Source organism: Paenibacillus radicis (ex Xue et al. 2023), from assembly GCF_024722015.1.
GTDB lineage: Bacteria > Bacillota > Bacilli > Paenibacillales > NBRC-103111 > Paenibacillus_S.
The window spans coordinates 1-24,210 of record NZ_JANQBD010000016.1; the positions used below are offsets into that span (position 1 = coordinate 1).

The following is a 24,210-nucleotide window of genomic DNA, read 5'->3' on the forward strand; positions in this document are numbered from 1 at the left end:
CCATCTGCTTCTTAAACTCGGCTGTAAATGTACGTCTTGGTTTTGGCATAGTAGATTCGCTCCTCTATCTGTTCCCTTCATTCTACTAGCCCTTATTTTTTCTGTCTAACTTAGTGTAGACGATCCACAGAAGGGGATTACCGATATACGGAAACGCAGCATTTTGACATCTACCGTAAGCTTCAGTTGAATTATTTGAGGGTGCCTATTGATTCATCGGAGAAGATGAATGATATGCTGATGGATAAGCTGGAGCCTTTTCCCTATGATCAACTGAGGAGTTTTAAAACCCCTTATCTGGCAGGTTACGTTGCGGAGAAATATAGTTATACAAATACGGAGATGTTACCGCGGGCGAAAAATAAAATCAGAGAGTATATTGAATCTTCCATTTCATCAGCGGTGTCGGAATATTCTAGTGTTAATTTTACCAATAAGGAAATTGATACAAGAGTAAAGAATGTAGACTATTGTTTGCTTCCGGTATGGGTGGTTCACTATGATTATAATAGACTGGAGTATACATTTGCCATGAACGGTCAGACGGGCAAGGTAGTCGGCAAGCCTCCGATAAGCAAGGTGAAGGTGGCAGCATGGTTTGCTGGTATCTCTAGCGTCTCCTTCTTATCATTAAAATTAATCTCATGGATGATGGGGGGAGGGTTTCTGTGAGAAGGCAAAGGGCTTTTCTGGCAGTACTTTTCTTCCTCGTCGTGTACCTGGCTGTTCCTGCCCAAATCATGGCAGCGGCAATGGAAGAGAAAATAATGATCTATGATGATGCGAAGCTGCTTACTCCTGAAGAATATCAGGAACTAAATAAGATGGCTAATCAATATGGTGCCAAAAGAGAAACCGATATTATCATCATTACTTCTAATAACGCCAAAAATGTAGATGTCAAAAAGATGACGGAGAATTTTTATGATGAGCATGGACCTGGATACGACAAGCCTCATGGTAACACAGTCATTTTGACACTGGATATGAGAAACCGTGATGTATATTTGGCTGGATTTTATAAGGCTGAGCAGTATCTGGGCGATGGCAGGCTCGATAAAATAAGGGGCAAGATTACATCTGAGCTATCAAGCGGCGATTATAAGCAGGCATTCGAAAAATATATCAAAACTTCCTATACATATATGGGCTTCAAGCCTGGAGTGAATCCAGATAACATTTTGTTCAATCTCTGGTTTCAATTGGGAGGAGCTTTGGCTATTGGAGGTATTGCAGTTGGAATGATGGCTTACCGCTCCGGCGGACGTATCACCGTAAATCGGCAAACCTATGAGGATGCAAGCAATTCTGGAATTCTAGATCGGCAGGATCAGTACATTCGAACAACAGTAACGAGGCAAAAAATTGAAAAAAGCTCTGGCAGTAAATCTGGAGGCGGCGGGGGTATCACCGGAGGTGGCCATTCGCATAGCGGCAGTAGAGGCAAGTTTTAATCAAGTGTTGAGTTTAAACAAACGGGAGGGGTATTCATATGGGATTTTTCAAAAACCAATTTTCGAACGTTGTAGAATGGGAAGAGTTTAGAGATGATATGATCTTCTGGAAGTGGAGCAATCGGGAGATTAAGAAGGGCAGTAAACTGATTATCCGCCCGGGTCAAGATGCCATTTTCGTGAATAGCGGTAAGATTGAGGGGATATTTCAGGATGACGGGGAATATCAGATCGATTCGGATATCATACCGTTCTTATCCACTTTAAAAGGATTTAAATTCGGCTTCAACAGCGGCATGAGAGTAGAAATTTTATTTGTGAACACGAAGGAGTTTACTGTCAAATGGGGAACGCAGAATCCTGTTCTAATCCCGACTCCGCAGCTTCCAGGCGGCATGCCGATACGCGCGAACGGAACGTTTAATTTTAAAGTGAATGATTATGTTAGGCTGATCGATAAAATTGCCGGGATGAAAGACAGCTATCTGGTTGAGGATATTAAAATTCGTATCACTTCTGTGTTAGATCAGTTGTTAATGAAATGGATCAGCAGAGAAGGGAAGGACATGTTCAATCTCCAAGCGAATGCATCCGAAATTGCCAGAGGTATTCGTGAGGCTCTGGATATGGAAGTATTGGATAATGGAATGACAATTACGGGATTTCAAGTGATGAGCTTTAATTATCCTCAAGAAATCCAGGATATGATTACGAAGACGGCTTCTCATGAAATGATCGGCAACTTGCAAAAATATCAACAGGTAAGCATGACCGATGCGATGGCTTCAGGTAAATTACATGGCGGTGGAACTGCTTCGGATATGGCAGGCATGATGATGGGAATGAACATGGCGAATGAAATGATGAAAAATATGAATCAGAATCAGACTCATGCGCCTTCTTCTTCTCAAGGGGGTAGCAAGCCCAACTTCTGTCCTAACTGTGGTACGAAAAACGAAGGAGCAAACTTCTGTCCAAATTGTGGTCAAAAGCTGGGCTAATTATGCAGAGCAGCATTCCCCCTGTGTGGGTGACTATTTCTAGGGGAGTAGATATGGGGCTAATTTCGTTGCAATAACTCGATGCCCTCGATCATTCGGATGGATAGGTAAAGATCCGCTTAACGCGTCTTCTATCTTTCCTTTTCGATATCCATACAAAAGGTCTGCCTGGTTTCCTTCAAACCACATATGAACGGGAGCTACAGTTACATCGTAACTATGGGCGAGATCATTGGTCGTACGATTTAATCCGTCCACCCACTCAACCGCAAGAGAGCTGTTAGGAAATGGATTATATTGCGTGCAGCAAATGATCCGGGCACGGCTTCCTTTTTTTATTCGGGTAAAAATAGCACTTAAATTACGTCTATAGCTGGCTACAATGTGTTTTGCATCTAGTGGTCGCTTGGTTTTAAATGAAAATAGTGCCGCGTTAGCTAAATCCACTCCTCCGATCCATACTGAAACAGCAGTAGAACGACTGATTGTGGAGGATCCCTGCCATATGACTGCATCCAATAGATCATAGCTGCTCCAACCGGGCCGGGCCAAAACCAATCCACGAGCCTTACATGAGCTTGAATTTAATGTAGACACAGTTAAATGAGGATAAGCTTTCGCCAAAGAGGATGCATTTTCTCCAAATGTAATGGAGTCTCCAAGAGCTGTATAGATCATAAGAATATCACCAACTCCAACTTTTAATCATACCTGCAACGCAATATCCTATTGGACAATAGGGGGAGATCAACTTATTGCTTGCTTGTGTATTTTTCAAATATATTTTATAGATATGGTATGTAAACATTCGCAAGTTGTGTGGACGTTAAGAATTTTAGGTGCGGATAATAAGGTGGAGAAAGATACTTGGGTGACATTGAAACTGTGACTACATCTGTAGAATTTTGTGTGGCATTATCTGCGGGCAGAGTAACACGATTTTCTTTGCCTTATATACCTTGGAGAAATAAAGAAAGCAGGGTACCTTAATGAAACTAGAACAAATTGAGAATACCATTGATCCCATCATTCTTGAGCGAGGAGAGGCCTACCGAGATAACGGTTCTATCTTATCCATTGAAGAAGTGGGACCACTTCTTTATCGGGCTAAAGTTGAAGGGAGCGAGCTATACGGTGTAGAGGTTCGGATGGACTCCCGTGGAGAAGTCATTTATACAGAATGCAACTGCCCATATGACATGGGGCCCGTATGCAAGCATGTAGCGGCTGTACTGTTGGAGATTAGAGAAGAGCTGTCGTTAGCACGGGTTATCTTTAAATCCAAGACTGCCCCACAAGAAAACTTACCAGCTCAACTGTCTAAGCTTAGTAAGGAGGAACTGATCGAACTACTTGTACATTTTTCAAAGGAAATTAAGGAAGTAGAACTAAAGCTTACTCTAAAATTTTCTGAGTCTGACAGGAAAGTCGATTTAACTCAATATAAAAAAATGATTCGGTCTTTTATTAAGAAAAACTCTGACCGCTACGGATTCGTGCCATATCGCAATGTTCCGGATGCTGTTTCTGGTGCTGAAATGGTGATGGAGAAGGCTTGCGAAATACTGGAAAAGGGGCACTGTCTCCGTTCAATTGAAGTGAGCCTTTGCGTATTGCGTGAGATGGGAGACTTGCTTCAGGCGTGCGATGATTCTGGTGGTTTTGTTGGCGGTATAATTCAGGAGTGCTTAAACTTAGTACAAACTGCAGTTAATCAACGCGAAAACATTCCCGAAAAGGATAGAGTGCGAATGTTTCAGCTGATTTTAAAAGAGGCCGTACATCCTAGTCTAGAGGGGTGGAATGACAACCAGTTATCTCTCTTGGAAAGTGCTGCAGACTTGATTAGTAGTCCTGGGGAAAGGGGAGAATGGGAACGGCAATTAGAATATTTAGAAAATAAAGAGAAGAGCCAATCGCACGTAGGTTCATACTTTTTTGAAATCGCAGCCCAACTTCGGTATCAGGTCATACAACGTAATGATGGTGCTGAGCAAGCAAGAAAGTTCCTGGAAGATCATCTTGACCTTACGCCTTTTCGCAAAATGGCAATTGAAGATGCAATGACGCATCACCAATTTGAAAAAGCATTGCAATTAGCCGAGCAAGGGGAACATAAAGACGCATTAAAGGGCTATCCGGGTCTTGTTAATCAGTGGAAAAAGTTTCGCTACGAAATTTATCGGCTTACTCAGCAAGTAGAGCAACAAGTTAAGCTTGCAGAGGAATTCGTAGTTTCTGGTGAATATACGTATTACTCGGGTTTAAAAGAATTACTTAGCAAGGAAGAATGGCCTGCTGCGTATGAGAGGATTTTAAATAAACTGGACCAGAATCGGAGTCGAAATTGGAATACAGAATCCTTATACACCCGTGTACTTATAGAAGAAAAAGAGACGCGGAGACTGCTGGATTATGTTCGTAATTATAAAAGGTCTATAGTGGACTACTATCCGCATTTGATGGATGAGTATGCTGAAGACGTTTTTGAGTTATTCAGACTATTCATTGTAGAGGAAGCAAAGGATTCTACGAATCGAAAACATATCAGCGGGTATGCCAAATTATTACGCATCTAATCAAGGCTGGCGGTGGAACTCATGCGGTAGAAGTAATAAACCATCTTCGCCTTATTTACCCCAATAGGAGCGCGTTTATGGATGAGCTGCAAAGGATTAAGCCATTCATTGCCAAATAACCTAAGAGGCAGCTAATTGTGGGTTGATACACATAAACGCAGGTGATTAGCTTCTATTCACCATCAAAATGAATCGGAGCATTGTGGTTTTACAGAGCCATAGTCCGTCTCCATAAGTATCATGCGAAAAGGCACTTGAAAAGGTGTCTTTTTCTTTTATTTTCTATTTCTGCCTGATTAAAGGGAGAAACACATGATATGCTCTTTTGATTTTGTGGATGAATAAGTATCGAACCATTTGGAGATGAATAATATAATAACAGTACTCTATGTACATTGTGTACATGATGTAGCAATATCTGTATAATGGAGGTGAGGAGGGGTGTTTATGCAAACAATACTCAATGCTACAGATGTTCGGGCGAATTTTGGTGGGTTCATCGATACAATCGTACGTGAGAAGCCCCAGGCAATTAAACGTAATAGAGATATCATCATGGCGTTTTCTAAGCAGCAGATGAAAGAATTGCTCTCTGTATATGAACTGACGTTTGAATATGAGCAAGACGAAGATGGCGTGTATGCAGGATCTATTGAGCAGATAGATGATATTGTTGCCGATGCAGAGACGCTTGAAGAGCTTAAATATGAGCTTGCGAGACAACTGATCGAATACGCGATTGATTACGAAAACAATTATGCTCGCTATTACAATACCCCTAATAGGCATAAACATGCTCCCTATGTATTACGTGTTCTATTAGAAGACGACCTTGATTCTGTAGCACTTATGCTTCATGCCTAGTTGGGGCGACTTGGAGAGTTTCTTAAGGCGAGACGGATGGGTACTGATAAGGCAAAATGGCAGGGATAAGATTTTTGAAAAGACTCTGCCTAATGGGGACGTGTTACGGACTGCAGTTTCGAAAGGAACTGGCGAAATCAGCAAGGGATTATTTAACAGGATTCTGAAGCATCAGCTTCGCGTAGATAAAGAGTACTTTAATTCGAAAAAGTAACTTACTAAGTGAGTTTTGCAGGGCCTCTAAGATGATATCAAACTGTAACTACACCCGTAGAAGCCTATGTGGAGTTATATTTGAACGGGGGCTCGATGAAGGTGATTTTTGAGTTTGTCTACTAAACGTCGGTACAGTCAGTTGCCTTCAATAGATGCTTCCTGGACCCCGGCACCAAGCGAGCATTTTGGTGACACCATCCATCTAAATTTAGAACTTTAACCAGCACAAAGGTTAAGGTTCTTTTGTTTCTCTAGCAAGCATACAAATCTATCATAGAGAGAAATCTTGTAGAGTTAAATTGATATAATAGGAGATGAATTATGGTAATTGCTTCAGTTGAGAAAGATTTAACCTTTGATTATTATGAATTTGTTAAAGAAACTATCGAAGGTGGTAGATTCCTAACTCTATTTCAGTTTCAAATGCATTACATTCGTCTAAAATCAGATTGCAAAGATGGAACAGTAAATACAGAGCTATCGAACAATTGATCTCTGTAATTGAAAAAGCTTGTCAGGAGATTAGGAGCTGCTCAAAGACTTACAAGTTTAGACATTGCAAAAATCCTGTTACAAATGCTGATGTTAAAGAATATCATGCTATCGAGTTAAGTTGTAGTGATTGTGGGGATCACTACACAATAGCTGAAGGTAGAGAAGAAATCACTTATTTTAATTGGAACGTTTTATAGAAAGTAGATGAGCTTAGACGAAGATGTCGAGGTTTTACAATACAATTTACATTAACCAGCCTAACCAATCCAGCTCTGGTACATGTACCATATGACGGAGGGAAACCTGTTATTTTGATCGATGGTAATCAGGTCACAAGAGTGGAAGATGTTCAGAAGTATTGGGATCAAGCAAAAACATTTATAAAAAGAATGAACGAATTTGTTGTTGTAGAACTTGAATTTTATGAAACGGAAGAATCAAGAGTGTACGTGTTAAAGGATTCAGATTTTGTGATCTAAGACTACTACGCCACCTTCCGAAACATCATCGACATCACGCGGGAGCGAATTGTGGATTTAACAAGCCGCGGCTCGTCTCCATAAACAAAAAGCATCGACCTTTGAAGTGGGTGCTTTTTGCTTATGGAGGGTTCTAGAGAGAACTCTTTGTTAGGGGGTTTAGTCTGAACTATTTTGCATCACCAGAAGGAATCCTGTTAAAATCAGCGAAGTAAATAAATGGATGAATTATCCATATTTACTTGTGGAGGGGTTTTATATGCGAGAAAACAAGCTGTTCGTGCAATTCCGTGAACTGCGTTCACAAACCATTTCATTTGCAGAATCAGTTCACCCCGACATCGTTGATATTGTTCCAGAAGGGTTCAAAAACAGCATTCGGTGGAATCTTGGTCATATTCTTGTTGCATGGGATCATGGAATTTTTCCTAAGATCAATGAGAGCAGAAGAATTCCAATGCAGTACCACAGGATGTTTCCAAAGGGCAGCAGACCCGACGATTGGGAGGAGAAGCCGCCATCTTTTCAGGAGATCATGGACAGGATGAGGTTGCAAGTTGATGAGATTATTAAGGCTTCTGAGGGGAAAATGGATGATTTGATTTCTAAGCCATTTTTACGAGTGAAGTACCTTAGAGGTATGTTTAAATTTCACATTACTGAAGAGCAACATCATCTGGACTGCATGGTACGAATTAAAGAGGCCATTGGTGTCGTTGGTGTTCCTGCACAAAATTAATTTGGGTTATGCAGCCTGCCACAAATGCTCGCTAATAAGGGGAGGGTGACAATACTGAACATCCATACACAAAGACGCTTCCATCCCCACTTGCATAGTGGTTTTGGAGGCGTCTTTGTACATGGTTTAGGCCTGGCTCACTCGCTGATTCCCTTTGAAACAGCGCCCCGTATAGTTAATTCGCTGAAACGCTCAAATGGGATTCAATGCTGACTATTTCGATAGTAAACGGTACAGTACTTGTGCGGCTTCCGCTCGTGTAGTTAATCCTTGAGGTGCAAAGCTGTCCTTCGAACGGCCTTGAATCAATCCGAGAGCTGCCGCTTTCTTGACATCCCCCGCAGCCCAATCTGCTATTGAGGCTTCATCGGCAAAGGTTGGTGCTTCTGTTGATGCAGGTTTTCCTGCATGTAGAGCATAAGCACGCATAACGATTGAAGTCATCTCTTCACGAGTTACAGGAGCAGTCGGATCGAAGTGTCCTTCGTCTCTGCCGTTTACTAGACCGGCTTTAACTGCTTTGGACACCTCTGAAGCGAACCAATCCGATGATTGAACGTCTTCGAATGTACTGGAGGTTGCAGCTTTCAGATTCAGTGCTCTCGCGATGAGTGCTGTAAATTCGGCACGGCTTACATTTCGTTCAGGGGCAAACACATTTTCGCCCGTACCGCTAATGATTTGCTTCGATGCCAACTCGCGAATTACCTCGGCTGCCCAGTGAGTTGCTGGGACATCGTTGAATGTCTTGGATACTTCCAATACAACATATTTGCTGAAATGCTCGATGTCGGCCACAATTTCTCCATCACGGTACTCTCCGCCGACTCTTTCTAATTGCCCGTTATCGGAAATATAATAAATGCTGCTTAATTTTGCGTTAATAGATGGGTCGACTTTCATGTGCAGTGAAACGGATTTATCGAACTGACTTAGAGCGAATGTACGGCCATCATTGGTTGTAATGGAAAGCTTAATATCGTAAATGGCTCCGCCAAGCTTTACATCAGCACCCAACTGCTGCTTGCCCTGATTAAGTATATTAGCTTCGCTTCCGGTATCACTGGGCTCAACATTTAACACGATTGTGCTGGTGCTTCTGCCTTGCTCATCGACCATACGGGTCAGTTGTTGGAATATCTCTGCAGGTATTTGCAGTTTTATTTTGTCTGATTGAACTTCAAGCTTATTGCCAGCCAGTAAATCAGCCGTATTAAATGGGAGACTTAGCTGCTTGGCAGCAGAAGGGATAGAAAGAACGACGGGACCGCTTCCGTTGCTGACCAGTTGTTCTGGTTTAATGGTAACGACGTTGTTGCTGTCCGTGTTTCCTTGGGCTGCATCTCCGCCAGTACCCCCACCACTACTCCCACCTGTGCTCGTACTCGGTTTGCCTCCGCTGTTATTGTGTTTGGCAACAGTTACGTTTAGCTTAGTATTGGGCTTGAGGAGTGTCTCTTCCTTTAACGAGCTTGTGCTTGTTTTGACTTCTTTGAGCGCAAGCTCTGCTATACCGGCTCTCTTGGCTTTGAAGGTTAAGTTCCCGAGCGTAGCGGAGCCGTTGAGTCCGGTTAATGATCCGGTTTTTGTATAGACCAACTGAACGTGGCTGCCGCCGTCTTCTACGATTTTAATAGGTAACGTATATCCAGTGAGATCAGTAAATTTTTTTGTCGTATCCAGCTCTAGTAGGGAGGTATCGTAATATACGTTAAGCTCATATGCGAATACATCGTTCAATTGATCCGCATTAATTTGGATTTGGAAGGAATCTTGTTCTAGCACTGTGCCTGAAGAGGCAGATGAAAGTGAAAATGTAGGTTCTTCGGCCGCCAATGTGGTCTGAGGAAGCAAGAGTACCATCCCGAGGCACGCGGACATTGTATATCGGAGCCATTTATGTGTCATTTATAGGTTTCGTCCCTTCCCTTAAAGTTGCTTTCCGATGTGATTGCTGATTGTCTTCTCAACCAGAATCCCCAGGGGTATCCTACCCCTAGGATTCCAGGCTGCGCGTTTTACGAATCGAAGATCAGCTTATGGGGTGACGACTGGCTTAAGTGCTTGTTCTTGCTCGGCTGTCAATGCAGGAACCGAAGCGGGTAGTTTACGATAATGTGTGGCCTGCTCGAAGGCATAAGCCAGCTTGATTAAAGTCCCTTCATCAAAGGGTCTACCCAATAACTCCAAGCCGAATGGAACGTTTCCTGTATAACCTGCAGGGAAGCTCAGTGCCGGGAAGCCGGAATATGGACTAAGGCGATTTGCACTTCCAGATGTTGTTGCGTACAGCAAGGCATCAAGCTTATTCTCACCCATTACCTTAAGAAGCGATTGCTGTGTCAGACGGGTACGCTCTAATAAATCTTTATAATAGGTGAGAGTTTCTAACGTTGCGACGTTATCGCGTTGAATCATGGAGCTTTTTTGGTTTTGTAAAATATCATTGGAAGCAATTATTTCAGTTAATGTTTTGTAAGGTGCATTTGGACCAAGTGTTTTTAAATAATCATTCAGGTTGAATTTAAATTCAGTACCGCTTAAGCTGGCGTACCTTAAAATATCCGCTTGATTCGGCACAACTACATCAATTACCGTCGCGCCTTGAGCCTTCATCTTTTCAATGGATGCAGCCAAGGCAGCATCGTTGCCTGTCGACAAGGTGCGAACGACACCGATTCTTGCGCCTTTCAATCCGTCCTTATCTAAATAATCGGTATAGCTCTTTGGTGTTCTTCCTGAAGACAGAGCCGTGGTTAAGTCATTGGAGTCGTAACCGATCAGAGCATCCAGAGCAATGGCTGCATCCGCAACTGTACGAGCCATCGGTCCGCCCACGTCCTGAGACAGAGATAGAGGAATAATTCCTTCGCGACTTGTTAAACCAATTGATGGACGAATACCGACAAGAGAGTTGCGTGATGATGGAATTCGAATTGAACCACCTGTGTCTGTGCCTAGACCGATAACTCCGAAGTTAGCTGCCAGCGCAGCTCCCGTACCACCACTTGAACCACCAGGGTTAGTTGTGAGCTCGTAAGGGTTTTTCGTTTGTCCTCCGAGAGAGCTCTCTGTCGTTGTGCCAAAAGCAAATTCATGTAAATTCGCTTTTGCCAAAATGATAGCACCAGCTTCCTTAAGCTTCTTGACCATGAATGCATCTGTAGATGTATTGTTGTTCTTTAAGCAAATACATCCTGCTGTTGTCGGCATGCCAATGGTATTATAGTTATCTTTGACGATAACTGGAATTCCGTGCAGCGGGCCTCTGGGTCCCTTTGTCTTACGCTCTTCGTCCAGGGTAGCCGCCTCAGCAAGTGCGTTTGGATTAATTGTAAGGATAGATTTGATAGCTGGACCTTGCTGATCGTAGCTTTTGATCCGTGCCAAATATTTAGTCACGAGCTCAACTGTCGTAAGTTTGCCCGCATTCATGGCATTTTGAATATCCATAACTGTAGCATCCATAAATTGAAAAGCTGTATCCGAATAGAGAACCTTCTTGCCAAGTGTACCTAGATCCGTTAGATCTATGATGCCATTCTGATTAAAATCGGCATTGGCTACAAGTGCCCAGCCTTCTTGCTTGGATGTGATTCCATAATAAGGGGAGAGAATTGCCAGATCACCGATGTCCAGAGTCCCATTACCGTTCAAATCTCCACTGACCAGATTCGTCTTCAGGCTGAGCAGACCTTGGTTTGATGCTTGAATGGCACCGGTGTCTGCCAGTCCCAACTCCGCGCTTATCTTAATATCCTGAACGCTTCCGTTTGCTTTTGTATGGAACGTTAATCTGATTAACGTTTGCTTGTTAATAATTTTTCCGCTGAGGTTTGTTGTCACAATGGTTGCTTTCCCCAGCTCAGAATATTGCCCGACTATGCTGGTAGAAGTATCTACGGCTTGGGCATCAACAAAATCAAGACGTGTGGTATTGTACTCTACAATGAACTTTTCAGCGGTGACTTTATCCGTGATGCCGCTTAACGCGACGTCAACCTGGAATGAAGCGCCGTCTATCGTCGTGGAGGGCCCAGTGACGACCACAGAAGCTGAACCTGCTTCCAGTACAACGATGTTTGGAGTGGAGTGGTAGACGCTGTCTGTTACAGATAACGCCTTAACTGGCGCTGCCTCACTGACGTTGGCATTACTAGCGGCACTAGCCGAGCTTACGGGTAAAATCCCTGCAATAAGTGCTCCGGAAATAAAAAGGGAAAATAAAGGTCTGGATAGTAAGTTTTTCATGGTTTCGCCCCCATTGTGTTTTTTAACATTGGTCAATACTTCGAACGGTTTAAACTTTTGAAGCAAGAAACAAATCAATGTTACTTACTTGTTATGTATCATCACTCCTAGCTTGTTTTTTGCCAAAAAACCAATAATATCTCTGGTTGTATAATATTTGATGTTATGTTATTTATCAAATCATGTTTGTTTCGATAAAACGCTATCATCGCTTCATATTTAATCGTAGCTTACTATATATCGCTTAAACGACGAGATATAAAATAAACTTAAAATGGTAATTTTAATAATATATGGGTTAAAAAAACGGTGTTTTTATCCAGTTTGTATGTTTTTAGACTATTTAATGATATGTTTCCTTACATTTATGTGGCGCTATGATAGCGGAAAAAACGACGGAATGGTGCAAGGTGAGGGCGAAAAGTGTGAGAAATTACCCATATAATGGGTTTTATTGTAATTGGGGAAGTGATATTTCTTAATTTGAAGGGGGGCAGGCGTATAAGTTGTTAGCAGATGGACGTTGAATTGAGGCAGTTGCTTATAAGGAGGATGTACTGAGGTGATAGCCTATGCAATTGCTAAAAGACGAATGGAGAACAGGTCTCTAGAAAGAGGAAGGAGTGAACGAATATGAGGAGCTGGAGCGAATACGCGTACGCAAACCCCTGTCCCTTGTAAGAGGCTGAAATTGTTTGCCAAGTGCGAGAGAGCTTCCGCTTTCTCAGTTTCTACGACTTCAAACATGAGTAGAGAGTAGAGAGGGGTTCATATCTAATTGATTAATTGAACAGTAGATTTCAAGCAGAACTCTGGACAGTAGCAGGACGCTGGAATAAAGTTAATGAATATTTTCTTTATCCTGTTCATTCGATGTGTATTCTTTATAGTAAATCCCCTAGTACCTTGGCTTGGTTATCCAGTTGGCGTGCAGCTTGGCCAATGCCGGTAAATTCATCAACAGCATGTTGTGTTCGCAGCTGGCTATCTAATATGACCGTTTGTGCGCGTTTTATGCCTTTAGAGATATCTGCTACCTGAGCGGCGATATCCTGTAAAGTAGAGTTTACTTCTTTAGTTGCTTCCTCTGTTTGGGCAGCTAACTTGCGAACCTCGACAGCCACCACGTTAAAGCCCCGACCGTACTCTCCAGCGTGTGCAGCCTCAATTGCCGCATTTAGAGCGAGTAAATTGGTTTGAGAAGCAATTTCTCGGATCGCTTTCGTTGTTTTTTGAACAGCGTCAGCTTTAAGCTCCAACAATTGGAGAGCGTTCATATTGTTATCCGATTCATTTACAACCTTTTCGATCGCCGTTGCAATCTGATGGCTGCTTAAGACCCCTGCTTCTGCACGTTCCATGAGATTCTCCGCCATTTGTTGCAATTCGTTTGTGACTGTAACGGTATCATGTTCTCGCTTCGTAATGTCTGTTGCTATTTTAAGAACAGCTACAACTTCACCTTCCGTGTTCACAATAGGTGTATATGTTGCCTCAAACCATCGCAGATGCTGATTTTTAGTTACACGTAATATTTTTTCCTGGAAAGGACGCCCGCTCTTTAAATCATTCCAAAGCTTCACATATTCAGAACTATTCACATACTCCGAAGTGCAAAACTGCTGGTGTGACAGCCCTGACATTTCTGCAGAGTCATATTCCATAACCTTTGCAAAATTGTCATTAGCCCATAACACCTTCCCGTGAGCATCGAACTCAATCATAGCCAATGACTGCTCTATTGCTGCAAGTACAGCATTCTCATCCAACACTTGAGTACTGACATTCCTGCTCTTCTTTGCATCGTTCATTAAGCTACCGCCTTGTTATTGTGATATAATTTTTGTATAAATTTATAACAAAACTATACATGAGTTATACAAATTAAACAACAAATAATTAATATGGTTTGTGTATAATAAAACAGAGGTGTACAAGTTATGTATAGTATTAAGAAGGTTTCTGAAATACTTGGCATTCCCACAGTAACTATACGGGCTTGGGAGAACAGATATCAGATCATCACCCCTGTTCGAAGTAAGGGGGGGCATCGCTTATATAGCGAATCCGATATTGACACCCTTACATGGTTAAAAAGTCAATTAACTGATCACAACATGAAGATTGGCGAAGCAGTCTACTTGCTGAAACAAAAAGAGCTTGAAACCCCATCAATGGAATCTCAAGCATCTCATATAAGCAAAACCTGTCGCGATCTCATCGAAAATCTATACAAGGATTTGATAGATTTTAATACCACAAGCTCTCACCAAACGATTGATCTGGCTTTTTCGATCTATCACTATGAAGACGTATTTCATAATATATTTACTCCTGTCTTAGTCCAATTAGGTATGAATTGGGAGAATAGGGAAATTTCTACTGCCCAGGAGCATTTCTCAACTCAGTTGATTATGCAGCGTATCCTACAGTTTTTCAGAATTCTTCCCATTCATCCGCAGCTTCCTAAAGCGATAGCTCTATGTCCAGAGGGGGAACACCATCACATTGGGCTCATGTTATTCAGCTTATTTCTGCGGACAAAAGGGCTGGAGGTCATTTACTTAGGGCCGAATACACCTTTGGGCGAGTTGGCTTCTTTAATCGAGGAGAAGAACATTTCAGTCATTGCTGTTTCAATAAGTGACCCTAAGTATGTCGAAATGATGGAAAGCTGGGTCGAAGCAACTTTACGCAAGTTCCCTGACTTAATTTTCGCGCTTGGCGGAACGGGCTTTAACCAATACACTGCGCAATTATCACGGTATGTTCAGTCCACCAATCAAGCAGACTGGGAGGCGTGGTATCAAGCGGCAATCGTAAAACCTAACCATGCCTTCTTTGCTCGACGCTGATGCTTCTGGTATCTAAGCAAAGAGTAACCGATGGACAAATGAACGGCTCCTCTTTGCAAATGAAACCTGTCACCTTACAAAAAAAAGAAGCTGTCTACGGAACAGAATGTTTCTGCTTCCGAGACAGCCTCTTTCGAAATTAATTTACGGAGTTACACCGTAGATTTTGTACATGTCATCAAGCATCAGGTTGGCTGACTTTACACCGCCGCCTGTGTTCCAAGTGGCATCGCTAACCTGGAAGGTTTTATTGTTCTTGACTACTTTCAAGTTCTTCCAAAGCGGATCGTTCAGCCATTCTTGCTCCTGCTTCGTTGCTTTGCCGTCTCCGTTTTCATAGGTGAAATAGAACACCCGATCCGCTGCTTCAAGCTCTGGAAGACGCTCCTTCGTAATATCCTCGAATGCTTTCTCATCACTCTTCGGATCTGAACGTGGCATACCGATCTGCTTGAATATAGCTCCGGTAAACATGTCTCCATAATAAAATCTCGTTTTGCCGCCCATAAACCGTACGACCGCTACTTTATCTTTCAGCTGATCTCCGGCTTTCTTCTTAAAGTCTTCAATTCGTTTGTCGTAAGCGGCAACGACTTTGTCTCCTTCTGCCTTCTTGTTCAATGCATCGGCAAACAGGGCAAAATTCGATTTCCATTCACCACGCAACGTTTCTGCGAATACAGTCGGCGCGATGGCGGATAACTGAGCGTAAACCTTCTCCTGGCGCATCTTGTTTCCTAGAATAAGGTCGGGCTTCAAAGCCGCAATTACTTCCAGGTTCGGCTGCGACTCTCCGCCAAGCGGCTTAACACCATCCAATTCCTTTTTAATATGATCAAACCACGGACTGCCGTAAGGCGAATCAACAGCACCTACAGGCTTCACGCCGAGAGCAAGCACCGTTTCCGTACCTTCATTTGTCAAAATGATGACACGCTGCGGATTAGCGGGCACTTCTGTTTCACCCATTGCATGTTTGATTTTGCGCGGGCCTTCTGCCTTAGCGACTTCTCCACCCTTGGCGGGAGCTGCACCCTGTGGTTCTGCCTGTTTTGCGCCACAAGCGACTAGCCAAACTGACAGCATCATAACAATAGCCATAAGAGCCGCTGGCTTCAGTCGAAATTTTAAAATAGGTTGTTTCATCTTTAACTTGACCTCCCGAGTAATCACTCATTAATTGCAATAATGATAATCATTATCACCAGTCCAGACAATTCTATATCTTACTCCGCTTTAATAACATTTGTCAACCGTTTTAATCATATTTCGGCTAATGGTTTTTGAGGCGGGCCTTAGATGCTATGGTGGGGCCAGATGGCGCTTAAAGAAAGGAAGTAAATATATTCCAAAAAATATATTGCAATAATGAACTTAAATGTGCATAATATGAACTATAATTGTTATAATTTACTTGTTATTGCTTGATAATGTGTAATATTTGTTTGTTTTGGTCATCAAGGCAGCTATGTGTGCAGGGAATAATTATAAATTTCTTTCTCAAATTGTATCCGCTTCCAATGGAACTCGATTGTTATGCCGCCAAGAATCTCTTTCATCACATGATGTGAAGGGATTTTCAGACTATAGAGAGGGCAGGTTATCAGGAAAGTGAGGTAATGCGAAGTAAAATAGGGTAAAGCCGTTTTGACATGCTGTTTTCCCGGGTTGCCGGTGAATGAACATGAGTATGCAGAAACTAATATGGAGGTGTTTGTTTAATTGATGAGCTTAATTCCCCAAAAGAGTAAACGAAAGAGCCCAATCGTCAATAGCCGTTTGTTTGCACAGGTTTGTGCCGTTTTTCTGATCACTGCGATGTTGATTCCTTCATTGCCACCAAATAATAAAGCTTCAGCACTAGGGACTCTTCCGGTATCTTCTGTATTCGACTTAACGGATTCATCCGATATGTTGATCCGGGAGAAACCCTTGCAAAGAAGTACCGTACTACAGTCTTTTGCATTCGACAATGTCAACAAACATATTTATACCGCACAATTAATTGGAGGCGGCCTCCAGTTGCCTGGCGAGTCGTCAGCACCTACCGCTGAAACAAGAGACATCAACGGTGATCTATGTATTACGAAGCTTGATTTATCAGGAAATATTATTAGCTATATGTATGTGAAAGGGGCGGGGCACGGGGTATCCTTCGGGGTAGAGCCGGGCGTCGGACAGAATGGGGAGCCGGTAGCCTATTTGTGGACAGAGATCGACTCTTTTAACGATAACGGTTCAGGCAGAGGAACGAAAATTGCCCGGTTTCCTTTCACTGATGGTGCGGTAGTAACTCCTAATACACCTTGGATAACGAAACACACGATCATACCTGGTGCGGTAAATACAACGGTGAGTATTGACATGACACATGGCAATTTGCTGATGCGCTACAAATTAAACGATGTTTTTAGACTCGCTGTTTATAATTTGGAGCAAGTGAAGTTAGGCAACTATGTTTCACTTGTAGATATTGCACAACCGACCATAACTGGAAACCCTACTTTCCAAGGCTATGCATTATTTGGCAACTATGCTTATTTGCTTGACGGTAATTATTACGGATCTCCGGGCTCGGTTGCCCCTGACGGAAATACGTACATTACCTCCGTAAATTTGAATACCGGTGCGATTGTGGATCGAAAGCTTACAAAGGCGGCATATTCGTTGCTGTACAGGGAACCGGAGGGCTTGGCAATCCAAATACCGAACATGAACAACCCTGGGGCTGCTCGATTGGCTATGGGCTTTGCCTCTTACATTTCCTCAACGAATTCCGGCAAACAGGCAAGCATTTATTACAAAGACGTGCTCAACTAGCTGTTGTTTTTTTGAAAATGTTTTTCTGGCAAAAGCAGCAAAACCTGCTGCAGTTTTTTAGGTGAACGCCTTAGTTGCCATCAACAACTTCATTCCTCTGGGTACGGAGACTATGAGATTACCCAAGAGACAAAGGAATCGTATGTAAGTGGTACGTTGAATCCGTTGTCTTTTTTGCATTTCATGGTTATCGTGACATCAACACCGTAGCTGCACCCATAGAATCTTATAGGCGGGTATCTTCGGACAACTTTTCGACTCCTTGGGAGGTCTTCATAAGTACAATCAATGAAAGCACCGTTATCGGTGCTTTTTTTTGCATTTTGAGGTGTTTAGCTAACAGACCTGGACCCGCTTGGCACTGACCGTATAATCGGTAGCGGTCTTCACTGATGGTGATACGACAAATTTAGTATCTGAAGTTGATAGAATCAGATATGTACTTTGCAAGAAATGAATTTTATAATTGATAACAATTATCAATGACAAATAGAAAAGAGCTCAGTAACCACATTTCAAATAAACCGTGTTTATCCTGTGTTTGCTTTGCTAAATAAGGAGGAAGAAATAGAATGAAGGGTTTTCCTATGCTTATGGTACTCTTACTCTCGTTTGCGGTTACTGCTTGCAGCCCAGCGGCACCAGGCGGAAATGCGGGCAGTACGGCAGCTTCGCCAGAATCTGCTAAACCGAAGGATCAGAGTCAGTCTGCTGCCACAACCGGAGAAAAAATGATCAAGCATGCTATGGGCACAGTTACTTTGAAGAAAAAGCCGGAACGGGTCGTAGTCCTATTCAATGGTATGACTGATATAGCGGTCCATTTGGGAGTCAAGCCTGTCGGTTCTGTTGAATCATGGGAAGAAAAGCCTTGGTATAACTATTTGCGTTCCAATATGGATGGGGTAAAAAGTCTTGGAGACGAAAATCAACCTAATATAGAGGCTATTGTAGCGTTAAAGCCTGATTTGATCATTGGAACGAAACCTCGACATGAAAAAATCTATCCCCAACTGTCAAGTATTGCTCCTACCGTGATCACAGAAGAAATTTTTGACTGGAAAGAAAATCTAAAGATCGGTGCAGATGCGTTATATAGGCAGGATGAAGCAGCGAAGATTATGGGCGAGTGGGATAAACGTGTTGCAGAGTTTAAACAGAAGGCCGGGGATAAGCTGGCCAAATCGGAAGTATCGATTATCCGGTTTGAGAGAGACGGCAGTGCGCGTTCTTACGCAACAGGATTTGCCGGAACGATATTTAAGGAGCTTGGCTTGCCGAGGCCAAAGGCTCAGATGGTGGAAGGTAAGGCTGTTGTCCAAATAACTACAAAAGAACAAATGTCGCAGCTAGATGGGGATTATATTTTTGATATTACCCGTCTTAATGCGAGTGAACCTAGTGTGGAAAAGTCACAAACGGATTGGACTTCTCACCCGCTTTGGAAAAACCTGAAGGGTGTTAAAAACGGCAAATATTTTAAAGTAGATGTTGTTACTTGGAATTTAGCCGGGGGCTCCCTTGCAGCCAACGCAATGTTAGATGATCTGTACAAATATTTCGAAATAAAATAAGCGATATCGTCGTTAATAAGCCGTATTGGGAGGATAGAGGAGGATGTTTCCGTTTATATGCCTTCCAGCGTGTCTTATGCATGGTTAGCGAGGGTTATCTGGCCTAGTGTTCCCTTAGCTAGTTTTTCATAAAAAAGGCTGTTTGTTATACTTAATAAGACAGCTAACGTATGAAAACAACCAGGGAGATGACTGATTTGACTTATACGCAATTATTAGGACGCCGGAGTGAAATTTTGAAACGCCACATAGGGAATATGATTCATAAAGATAATCAGTATGGGTTGAGTGAACAAGAAAGTATTTTTTTCAAAGATATGATTAAAGAGTTTCATCGGAATAAATTTGAGCTAAATTCGAGCAGGAAGAAGTAAGGTTAAGTCTGAAGAACAGCGGTTAGTACAGAGTATTCTCTGTGTTAACCGCTTTTTGTTTTAGATGTGCAGGTAAGGGCAGGCGACCTTTTCACAGCAAGCATTGTGTTGTAACATGAGGTTATACTCAGGCTCTCGCCTGGGGGTGCACAGGTGTATGTCAGTGATGCTTTTTCACTTTTGATATAGGTGTACGAAGGAGGCTTGTTCATCATGACGTATCCATCTGTTACCGCTAATTTGTGGGGGAATATAATAGCCTCCATGCATAATGGCGTTATTGTTGTAAATTCGGATAACCAGATTACTCTGATGAATGAATCGGCCCAAAGGCTTCTGTCTGTTCAAGATGATGAGTGGAAGGGGAAAAGTATTAAATCACTGATCCCTCATTCCAGAATGCATGAAGTGCTGGAGGGGGGAGAAGGCTCCATAGGCGAAAAGATGGTGATTTCGGGTCGAGCTTGTATGGTCAACCGGACACCGCTATACGAAAATGGGGAACGGGTCGGAGCCATTGCAGTCATTCAGGACATATCGGAGATGGATCATTACCAGAACCTGCTGAAGCAAATGGAATCGATTATCGAATTTTCGACCGACGGTATTTATGTAGTGGATCAGGAAGGGGTTACGATGCAGGTCAATACGGCTTATGAAGAAATAACCGGTTTTCGGAGAGAAGAATTGATAGGCCGTCGAATGGTGGATTTAATGTCGGAGGGATATTTCGATCAATCGGTCTCCTTGCTCGTGCTGGAGAGGAAGCAGCGAATCTCCATCATTCAACGAATTGGTGGCAAGAAGGATGTGATCGTGACAGGCAACCCTGTGTTTGATGAACAAGGGGGGCTGGAGATGGTCGTAACCAGTGTTCGCGATATTACACATCTTAATGATTTGAAGAAGGAGCTGGAGAAAGCCCATACGTTCTCCCAGATTCAGAACAACCGGTATACGATCAAGAGTGAGGAAACCGAGCAGACCCTTATTTTTCGCAGTCCGCAAATTATTAAAGTGTACGAGCACATTAAGCAGGTGGCTCCTTATCCGACCAGCATACTTCTGTATGGCCCGTCCGGTACAGGTAAAGAAGTGATGGCAAATCTGATACACGATTTAAGTGAACGAAGAGAGCAACCTTTTATCAAAATCAACTGCGGTGCCATCCCGGAGCAGCTGCTGGAGTCCGAGTTGTTCGGTTATGAAGCAGGCGCTTTCTCAGGGGCTAGCCGGAATGGGAAGATTGGTCTATTGGAGCTGGCCGATAAAGGAACAGTCATGCTCGATGAAATCGCGGAGCTCCCCTTAGCTCTACAAGTCAAGCTCCTGAGAGTGCTTCAGGAAAGGCAAATGCGGCGCATAGGAGGGACGAAGTCGCGTCAGCTGGATATACGAATCGTTGCGGCGACCAATCAAGATCTTAGGCATATGATTAAAAGCGGGAAATTCAGAGAGGATTTGTTTTACCGGTTGGCCGTAGTGGAAATTGCCATTCCGTCCTTGGCAGAGCGGCAAGAGGATATTGCGCCATTAATGGATCATTATTTCGCTTATTTTTGCCGGCAATACCGGATAGACAAACAGATGACCCATGAAGCCAAGGAAATGCTAAAGAAGTATCATTGGCCAGGCAATGTCCGGGAGCTGCGGAATTTGATCGAGAATATGATCGTCTCGGTTCCGGCCAAAATGATTGAGCCAGTGCATCTGCCGCTGCACATTCAGGATCAAAGTCAATCCGATTCTTTCTTCACTTTAAAGGTCAGAGTCCAGCAATTTGAGCGGAGAATAATCAACGAAGTCGTTGAGAAAAATAGCTCTTTGAGAAAAGCGGCGGAGCAGCTTGGCATTGATCATTCTACCCTTGTGAAAAAATTGCAGCGGTGGGAAAAGGATAATAAATCAGATAGATGAGGGTGGTGAATTATTTCCGCAGAGCGGTGATATAATTCACCACCTTTTTTGCAAATGAGGGGAAGGGAAACATTACTATTGGGGATGCGGATTGCACCTACGGATCACGTCGTTTGCAAGAAGGGGCAGCTATGATTTCTTGTTTGGGAATACATCGGGTTGGAACGACTGGTGATATTTTTCACCAGCAGGATTTCGGGAAGGCATTTTTTTAGCGTAAAGGCAGCCTTTTTTGAATTGGCATGATTTTTGCTTGTATATAAAATGAAGTGATCAAAGTGAAGGAGGTGCTCTATTGGAAGCGGAAACAAAAGGGATTTTTGTTGATGGCAAATGGAAGGTGACAGAACGCAGTTATCTTTTATGTGCTCCTTATGACGGCAAGGTGCTGGCACACATCAGCAAAGCCGATGTTGGGGATGTTCATGAGGCGATAGAAGGGGCGCACCGAGCGTTTGAAACGATGCGCAAGATGCCTGCCCATCAGCGTTCTGAAATTTTGTCCAAGGTAGTGGAGCAGCTGAAGGAAAGAAGGGAAGAAGCGGCGCAATTGCTGTCATTGGAAGCTGGCAAGCCGATACGTACCGCAAGAGCCGAGATTGGACGTACTATTACAACCTACCAGTTCTCCGCTGAGGAAGCGAAACGCATTTATGGTGAAACCGTTCCTATGGACGCGGCTCCCGGAGGGGAAGGACGGCTGGGCTTTACATGGAGGGAGCCTCTGGGCACGGTTGTAGCGATTTGCCCATTTAATTTCCCATTCAATCTTGTGTCTCACAAGGTCGGCCCTGCTATAGCCGCGGGCAATTCAGTTGTGCTCAAACCAGCGGAGCAGACGCCGCTAAGCGCGCTGTTTATTGCCGAGCTGTTCCAGAAGGCCGGATTGCCGGATGGAGCTCTGCAAGTTATCACAGGAAGCGGCCGGGAGCTCGGCGATGCGTTGGTGGAAGATGAGCGTGTCAAAAAAATTACATTCACCGGGAGCTCGGAGGTGGGCAAGCAGATTAAAGCGAAGGCCGGACTTCGCAGAATCACGCTGGAGCTCGGCTCCAATTCAGGGCTAATAGTTGAACCGGATGTTCCAATCCACACAATTATTCCCAGATGTGTAGAAGGCGCATTCGCGTTCGCCGGGCAAGTGTGCATATCCTTGCAGCGTATCTATGTTCATGAATCGATCTATAACGAATTTGCTGAGAACTTTATCAATGAGACCGGAAAGCTTCGAGTCGGTGATCCTTCTGATGAGCTGACGGATCTTAGTGCCATGATTCATGAGCGGGAAATGGAACGAATAGACTCCTGGGTGCGGGAGGCAGTTGTGAATGGGGCAAGAATCGGCTGCGGAGGCCGCCGAGAGAATTCAATCTACATGCCGACTGTGCTGCTGGATGTCAAGCGGGATATGTCTGTTTCTTGCAAGGAGGTTTTTGCACCGGTCGTGTCGATAGTTCCTTATAGCAGCCTAAATGAAGCTATCGAAATGGTCAATGATTCGGTTTATGGTCTAAATGTAGGCATTTATACGCAAGACATTGATAAGGCTTTCCGTGCAGCCCGTGAAATTCGAGCAGGGGGCGTGATCATAAATGATATACCTACATTTCGGGTAGATCATATGCCTTACGGCGGTGTTAAAGAAAGCGGCTATGGACGTGAAGGCGTTAAATATGCGGTACAAGAGATGACGGATTTAAAATTTGTTTCGATTAAAACCCAATTTTAGGAGGAGTCTCATATGTCGAATATTATTAAAGCACACCCTAAGCTTTATGTCATGGATAACGGCCGGATGAGCATGGATAAAAACTGGATGATCGCGATGCACAACCCGGCTACTCTCGCTAATCCGAACGCTCCTACACAATTCGTAGAATTTCCCATTTATACGGTTCTTATCGATCATCCTGAAGGCAAAATCTTATTCGACACCTCCTGCAATCCAAACTCGATGGGCGTGGAGGGTCGTTGGGCTGAATCTACTCAGCAAATGTTTCCATGGGTAGCGAGCGAGGAATGTTACCTGCATAATCGGCTGGAGCAGTTGAAGGTAAGACCGGAGGAAATCAAGTTTGTCATTGCTTCTCATCTGCATCTGGATCATGCCGGATGCTTGGAGATGTTCACTAATGCAACGATTATTGTCCATGAAGACGAGTTGAATGGAACCCTTCAATCCTATGCGCGCAATCAAAAAGAAGGCGCTTATATTTGGGCTGATATTGATGCCTGGATCAAAAGCCATTTGCAGTGGAAAACAATTAAGAGGGGAGAGGATAATCTGGAGCTGGCCGAAGGCGTGAAAATTCTTAATTTCGGTGGCGGCCATGCATGGGGCATGCTCGGGCTGCATATCGAAATGCCGGAAACAGGCGGAATCATTCTTGCTTCTGATGCCGTTTACACGGCGGAGAGCTATGGCCCTCCGATTAAGCCTCCGGGGATCATATACGACTCGCTTGGCTACTCGAACACCGTCGAGAAGATTCGAACCATTGCGAAAAAAACTAATTCGCAAGTCTGGTTCGGACATGATCCGGAACAATTCAAACAATTCCGTAAATCAACTGAAGGCTATTACGAATAAGG

18 protein-coding genes and 1 pseudogene are annotated in these 24,210 nt (G+C 43.4%); 14 read left to right on the forward strand and 5 right to left on the reverse strand.

From position 1 onward, the window contains the following. Positions 1–117 precede the first annotated feature (117 nt). The 3 genes and pseudogenes from NV381_RS21025 to NV381_RS21035 all read left to right on the forward strand — a co-directional run. Positions 118–672, forward strand: a pseudogene (locus NV381_RS21025) (TFIIB-type zinc ribbon-containing protein); the annotation flags it as partial. Beyond that, positions 669–1,454, forward strand: coding sequence for a TPM domain-containing protein (locus tag NV381_RS21030; protein WP_258215249.1), 786 nt, complete (start codon positions 669–671; stop codon positions 1,452–1,454). The pseudogene NV381_RS21025 and the gene NV381_RS21030, both read left to right, overlap by 4 nt. Before the next feature lie 38 nt (positions 1,455–1,492). Then, a complete protein-coding gene (locus tag NV381_RS21035) occupies positions 1,493–2,455 on the forward strand; it encodes an SPFH domain-containing protein (RefSeq protein WP_258215250.1) in 963 nt (320 codons plus the stop codon). A gap of 39 nt (positions 2,456–2,494) precedes the next feature. Here NV381_RS21035 and NV381_RS21040 read toward each other — a convergent pair whose 3' ends face one another. Continuing rightward, positions 2,495–3,133: an SGNH/GDSL hydrolase family protein gene (locus tag NV381_RS21040; RefSeq protein ID WP_258215251.1), complete on the reverse strand. Its 639-nt coding sequence runs from the start codon at positions 3,131–3,133 to the stop codon at positions 2,495–2,497. A gap of 311 nt (positions 3,134–3,444) precedes the next feature. Here NV381_RS21040 and NV381_RS21045 point away from each other — a divergent pair, with 311 nt between their 5' ends. The 5 genes from NV381_RS21045 (at position 3,445) to NV381_RS21065 (ending at position 7,827) form a co-directional block, all read left to right on the forward strand. Next, complete coding sequence (locus tag NV381_RS21045; RefSeq protein ID WP_258215252.1) at positions 3,445–5,034, forward strand: SWIM zinc finger family protein; 1,590 nt, start codon at positions 3,445–3,447, stop codon at positions 5,032–5,034. 447 nt (positions 5,035–5,481) lie between these two features. Continuing rightward, positions 5,482–5,898 (forward strand): hypothetical protein, encoded by a 417-nt coding sequence (locus NV381_RS21050; protein WP_258215253.1) that lies wholly within the window; start codon positions 5,482–5,484, stop codon positions 5,896–5,898. Next, the gene (locus NV381_RS21055) at positions 5,891–6,112 is read left to right on the forward strand and encodes a type II toxin-antitoxin system HicA family toxin (protein WP_258215254.1); all 222 of its coding nucleotides are present in this window, start codon (positions 5,891–5,893) and stop codon (positions 6,110–6,112) included. The genes NV381_RS21050 and NV381_RS21055 overlap by 8 nt, the downstream gene beginning before the upstream one ends. 323 nt (positions 6,113–6,435) lie before the next feature. Further along, positions 6,436–6,606: a hypothetical protein gene (locus tag NV381_RS21060; protein ID WP_258215255.1), complete on the forward strand. Its 171-nt coding sequence runs from the start codon at positions 6,436–6,438 to the stop codon at positions 6,604–6,606. A gap of 741 nt (positions 6,607–7,347) precedes the next feature. Next, positions 7,348–7,827, forward strand: a complete 480-nt coding sequence (locus NV381_RS21065) for a DinB family protein (protein ID WP_258215256.1) — start codon at positions 7,348–7,350, stop codon at positions 7,825–7,827. A 213-nt stretch (positions 7,828–8,040) separates the two neighbouring features. Here NV381_RS21065 and NV381_RS21070 read toward each other — a convergent pair whose 3' ends face one another. The 3 genes from NV381_RS21070 to NV381_RS38250 form a co-directional block, all read right to left on the reverse strand. After that, a complete protein-coding gene (locus NV381_RS21070; protein ID WP_258215257.1) occupies positions 8,041–9,681 on the reverse strand; it encodes an S-layer homology domain-containing protein in 1,641 nt (546 codons plus the stop codon). Positions 9,682–9,864: 183 nt separating this feature from the next. After that, positions 9,865–12,078, reverse strand: a complete 2,214-nt coding sequence (locus tag NV381_RS21075; RefSeq protein WP_258215258.1) for an amidase family protein — start codon at positions 12,076–12,078, stop codon at positions 9,865–9,867. Between the two features lie 884 nt (positions 12,079–12,962). Next, positions 12,963–13,889, reverse strand: coding sequence for a methyl-accepting chemotaxis protein (locus tag NV381_RS38250; RefSeq protein WP_308862101.1), 927 nt, complete (start codon positions 13,887–13,889; stop codon positions 12,963–12,965). 129 nt (positions 13,890–14,018) lie between these two features. Here NV381_RS38250 and NV381_RS21090 point away from each other — a divergent pair, with 129 nt between their 5' ends. After that, positions 14,019–14,933 carry a MerR family transcriptional regulator gene (locus NV381_RS21090; RefSeq protein WP_258215259.1) on the forward strand — a complete coding sequence of 305 codons (915 nt, stop codon included), beginning with the start codon at positions 14,019–14,021 and terminating at the stop codon, positions 14,931–14,933. Between the two features lie 144 nt (positions 14,934–15,077). Here NV381_RS21090 and NV381_RS21095 read toward each other — a convergent pair whose 3' ends face one another. After that, entirely contained in the window at positions 15,078–16,079 is a 1,002-nt protein-coding gene (locus NV381_RS21095) for an ABC transporter substrate-binding protein (protein ID WP_258215260.1), read from the reverse strand. Positions 16,080–16,658: 579 nt separating this feature from the next. On the opposite strand from NV381_RS21095, the gene NV381_RS21100 reads away from it, so the two are divergent. The 5 genes from NV381_RS21100 (at position 16,659) to ahlS (ending at position 24,208) form a co-directional block, all read left to right on the forward strand. Then, positions 16,659–17,753: a hypothetical protein gene (locus NV381_RS21100; protein WP_328517115.1), complete on the forward strand. Its 1,095-nt coding sequence runs from the start codon at positions 16,659–16,661 to the stop codon at positions 17,751–17,753. Positions 17,754–18,325: 572 nt separating this feature from the next. After that, the gene (locus NV381_RS21105; RefSeq protein WP_258215262.1) at positions 18,326–19,327 is read left to right on the forward strand and encodes an ABC transporter substrate-binding protein; all 1,002 of its coding nucleotides are present in this window, start codon (positions 18,326–18,328) and stop codon (positions 19,325–19,327) included. A gap of 587 nt (positions 19,328–19,914) precedes the next feature. Next, positions 19,915–21,618 (forward strand): sigma-54 interaction domain-containing protein, encoded by a 1,704-nt coding sequence (locus NV381_RS21110; protein WP_258215263.1) that lies wholly within the window; start codon positions 19,915–19,917, stop codon positions 21,616–21,618. Positions 21,619–21,913: 295 nt separating this feature from the next. Next, positions 21,914–23,347 carry an aldehyde dehydrogenase family protein gene (locus tag NV381_RS21115; RefSeq protein WP_258215264.1) on the forward strand — a complete coding sequence of 478 codons (1,434 nt, stop codon included), beginning with the start codon at positions 21,914–21,916 and terminating at the stop codon, positions 23,345–23,347. 12 nt (positions 23,348–23,359) lie between these two features. Then, positions 23,360–24,208: an AhlS family quorum-quenching N-acyl homoserine lactonase gene (gene ahlS, locus NV381_RS21120; protein ID WP_258215265.1), complete on the forward strand. Its 849-nt coding sequence runs from the start codon at positions 23,360–23,362 to the stop codon at positions 24,206–24,208. Positions 24,209–24,210: the final 2 nt, after the last annotated feature.

Excerpts from the sequence above, each read along its gene's own strand:
- NV381_RS21035 (WP_258215250.1), top strand. The coding sequence starts at position 1,493 with ATGGGATTTTTCAAAAACCAATTTTCGAACGTTGTAGAATGGGAAGAG.
- NV381_RS21040 (WP_258215251.1), bottom strand. The coding sequence starts at position 3,133 with ATGATCTATACAGCTCTTGGAGACTCCATTACATTTGGAGAAAATGCA.
- NV381_RS21045 (WP_258215252.1), top strand. The coding sequence starts at position 3,445 with ATGAAACTAGAACAAATTGAGAATACCATTGATCCCATCATTCTTGAG.
- NV381_RS21050 (WP_258215253.1), top strand. The coding sequence starts at position 5,482 with ATGCAAACAATACTCAATGCTACAGATGTTCGGGCGAATTTTGGTGGG.
- NV381_RS21055 (WP_258215254.1), top strand. The coding sequence starts at position 5,891 with ATGCCTAGTTGGGGCGACTTGGAGAGTTTCTTAAGGCGAGACGGATGG.
- NV381_RS21060 (WP_258215255.1), top strand. The coding sequence starts at position 6,436 with ATGGTAATTGCTTCAGTTGAGAAAGATTTAACCTTTGATTATTATGAA.
- NV381_RS21065 (WP_258215256.1), top strand. The coding sequence starts at position 7,348 with ATGCGAGAAAACAAGCTGTTCGTGCAATTCCGTGAACTGCGTTCACAA.
- NV381_RS21075 (WP_258215258.1), bottom strand. The coding sequence starts at position 12,078 with ATGAAAAACTTACTATCCAGACCTTTATTTTCCCTTTTTATTTCCGGA.
- NV381_RS38250 (WP_308862101.1), bottom strand. The coding sequence starts at position 13,889 with ATGAACGATGCAAAGAAGAGCAGGAATGTCAGTACTCAAGTGTTGGAT.
- NV381_RS21090 (WP_258215259.1), top strand. The coding sequence starts at position 14,019 with ATGTATAGTATTAAGAAGGTTTCTGAAATACTTGGCATTCCCACAGTA.
- NV381_RS21095 (WP_258215260.1), bottom strand. The coding sequence starts at position 16,079 with ATGAAACAACCTATTTTAAAATTTCGACTGAAGCCAGCGGCTCTTATG.
- NV381_RS21100 (WP_328517115.1), top strand. The coding sequence starts at position 16,659 with ATGAGCTTAATTCCCCAAAAGAGTAAACGAAAGAGCCCAATCGTCAAT.
- NV381_RS21105 (WP_258215262.1), top strand. The coding sequence starts at position 18,326 with ATGAAGGGTTTTCCTATGCTTATGGTACTCTTACTCTCGTTTGCGGTT.
- NV381_RS21110 (WP_258215263.1), top strand. The coding sequence starts at position 19,915 with ATGACGTATCCATCTGTTACCGCTAATTTGTGGGGGAATATAATAGCC.
- ahlS (WP_258215265.1), top strand. The coding sequence starts at position 23,360 with ATGTCGAATATTATTAAAGCACACCCTAAGCTTTATGTCATGGATAAC.